2 rRNA genes are annotated in these 3,402 nt (G+C 48.1%); both read right to left on the bottom strand.

The features are described from left to right. Positions 1-44: 44 nt before the first annotated feature. Positions 45-159: ribosomal RNA gene (gene rrf, locus PARA125_RS09610) — 5S ribosomal RNA — on the bottom strand. A gap of 162 nt (positions 160-321) precedes the next feature. Continuing rightward, a 23S ribosomal RNA gene (locus PARA125_RS09605) occupies positions 322-3,270 on the bottom strand. Positions 3,271-3,402: the final 132 nt, after the last annotated feature.

The following is a 3,402-nucleotide window of genomic DNA, read 5'->3' as shown; positions in this document are numbered from 1 at the left end:
GGTTACTAGGGTTAAAGGGTTCCATTTAAAATGGAGTAAAAAAGACTTGGCGGCGACCTACTCTTCCACACTCTTGCGTGCAGTACCATCGGCGATAAAGAGCTTGACTTCTGAGTTCGGGATGGGATCAGGTATTTCCTCTTCTCCAATGCCACCAAGCAAAACTTTAGGCAAATGATTGTCTCATTGATAAAAATCGACGCTTGAAGCTTTTTCTTCACTGGGCGTCATCTTATACTTCGCTTGTGAAAAATTCATAATTTGCGACCACTTTAGTTAGAGATGGCTTTTGGTCGTCTCATCTCTTTAGCTTAAAAAAAGGTGGTCAAGCCAATGGACTAATTAGTATTGGTTAGCTCAACACATTGCTGTGCTTACACACCCAACCTATCTACCACGTGGTCTACATGGTGTCTCATAGGGATACCTTATCTTGAGGGGGGCTTGGCGTTTAGATGCTTTCAACGCTTATCCTTTCCGAACATAGCTACCCGGCAATGCCCTTGGCAGAACAACCGGAACACCATTGGTTCGTCCACTTCGGTCCTCTCGTACTAGAAGCAGCTCCTCTCAAGTATCCTGCGCCCACAACAGATAGGGACCAAACTGTCTCACGACGTTTTGAACCCAACTCGCGTACCGCTTTAATTGGCGAACAGCCAAACCCTTGGGACCTTCTCCAGCCCCAGGATGCGATGAGTCGACATCGAGGTGCCAAACCGCCACGTCGATATGAACTCTTGGTGGCGATAAGCCTGTTATCCCCGGAGTACCTTTTATCCGTTGAGCGACGGCGATTCCACTTTCCACCGCCGGATCACTAAGCCCTACTTTCGTATCTGCTCGACTTGTAGGTCTCGCAGTTAACTTGCCTTATACCTTTACGCTCGACTCGTGATTACCAACCACGATGAGGCAAGCTTTGGACTCCTCCGTTACCTTTTAGGAGGATACCGCCCCAGCAAAACTGCCCGTCTGACAATGTCCGAATTCCAGCTTCATGGAACTTCGTTAGATTTCCGACTTGCCAAGACCAGTATTTCAACGTCGACTCCATCCCCCCTGACGAGGGAACTTCTACGTCTCCTGGTTATCCTACACATGACAAGTCAAAAGCCAATATCAGAGTACAGTAAAGGTTCACGGGGTCTTTCCGTCTTATTGCGGGTAAACAGCATCTTCACTGCTACTACAATTTCACCGAGTCTCTCGTTGAGACAGTGCCCAGATCGTTATACCATTCGTGCAGGTCGGAACTTACCCGACAAGGAATTTCGCTACCTTAGGACCGTTATAGTTACGGCCGCCATTCACCAGGGCTTAAATTCAAAGCTTCGCACTTACGCACTAACTTCTCCTTTTGACCTTTTGGCATTGGGCAGGCATCACACCATATACTTTGTCTTAGACGACTTTGCATAGTGCTGTGTTTTTGTTAAACAGTCGCCTGGGCCATTTCTCTGCGGCCGCTTGACGCTTCATTCGCGAAGAATGTCACGCCCCGCGGCTCCCCTTCTCCCGAAGTTACGGGGATAATTTGCCGAGTTCCTTAACGAGAGTTCTCTCGCGCGCCTGAGAATATTCTTCCCACCCACCTGTGTCGGTTTTGGTACGGTCACCATCAACGATTAGAGTCTATTTCTTGGAAGCCTTGCGCTACACTATCGGTTCACCCGTGGGCTCCCCTTAGTCCATACCTGGCATCCTGCTAGCGGATTTGCCTACTAGCCTGCCTCATATGTCCACGGACACTTCCAATCGTCCGCGTGCTTAACGTACTTCGTCAACTCATCATCATAGTTTTAGGTGGCGCAGGAATATTTAACCTGCTTGCCATCGCCTACGCTTTTCAGCCTCAGCTTAGGGACCGGCTAACCCAGGGAAGACGAGCTTTACCCTGGAAACCTTGGGTTTTCGGCGAGGAGGATTTTCACCTCCTTTATCGTTTACTCATGCCATGCATTATCACTAGTATGCGCTCCAATGCTCCTTACGGTACATCTTCGCCGCACATACTACGCTCTCCTACCGCTTAGCTTTATACAAGCTAAACCCGCGATTTCGGCTCTATGCTTCTTAGTCCCGGATATTATCGGCGCAGAGTTTCTCGATTGGTGAGCTGTTACGCACTCTTTAAATGATGGCTGCCTCTAAGCCAACATTCCAACTGTTTTAGAAACTCCACTTCCTTACTCACTTAGCATAGAATTTGGGGCCTTAATCGGCGATCTGGGCTGTTCCCCTTTTGACAATGAAGCTTATCCCCCACTGTCTATCTCCCGAACGAATCTACAGTATTCGGAGTTTGATTTCCTTTGGTAGGCCGGTAGGCCCCCGCGTGAATTCAGTGCTCTACCCCTGTAGATAATTTATTCGAGGCTAACCCGAAAGTTATTTCGAAGAGAACAAGATATCTCCGAGTTTGATTGGCCTTTCACCCCTATCCACAACTCATCCAAAGCCTTTTCAACGGCAACTAGTTCGGTCCTCCACAAGGTGTTACCCTTGCTTCAACCTGGTCATGGATAGATCACTCGGTTTCGTGTCTACACCAAATGACTATACGCGCTTTTAACACTCGCTTTCGCTTCGGCTCCAGAACGATGTCCCTTAACCTTGCCATTTAATGTAACTCGCTGGCTCATCATGCAAAAGGCACGCCGTCAGCCATTTCCTTAAAAAGGACATAGGCCTTCGACCGTTTGTAAGCTGCTGGTTTCAGGTTCTATTTCACTCCCCTCATCGGGGTTCTTTTCGCCTTTCCCTCACGGTACTGGTTCACTATCGGTCATCAATTAGTATTTAGCCTTGGAGAGTGGTCTCCCCAGATTCAGACCGGGTTTCACGTGTCCGGCCCTACTCAGGTGCCTGCCTTGTCTGGTCTTCCTTTCGCCTACGGGGCTCTCACCCTGTGTCGCTCAACTTTCCAGGAGTATTCGGCTAGAATTTCCAGATCTTTTGGCTGGTCCTACAACCCCAAAGTCAAAGACTTTGGTTTGGGCTTGTTCCCGTTTCGCTCGCCGCTACTTAGGGAATCTCAATTGATTTCTTTTCCTCTGCTTACTAAGATGTTTCAGTTCAGCAGGTCTAGCTTCTGCAGCCTATGAATTTAGCTGCAGATAATGGGAGATTGGTCCCATTGGGTTGCCCCATTCGGAGACCTCCGGGTCTAAGCTTTTTTCCAGCTCGCCGGAGCTTTTCGCAGGTACACGCGTCCTTCTTCGCCTTTTGATGCCTAGGCATCCACCAGCAGCCCTTAATAGCTTGACCAATTAATGTTGGAACAAGCTTTAATATAAGAGTTTTTTTGATTGTCCTTAACGGACTTTTCGCCATTTTTATGAAGAATTTTTCTTCAAGCGTCGATTTTTATCAGTGATTTTTTAACTTTTACTGACTTGA

It is taken from the genome of Parachlamydia sp. AcF125 (assembly GCF_018342475.1).
Lineage (GTDB): Bacteria > Chlamydiota > Chlamydiia > Chlamydiales > Parachlamydiaceae > Parachlamydia.
This window is presented reverse-complemented; position numbering and strand designations above follow the sequence as displayed.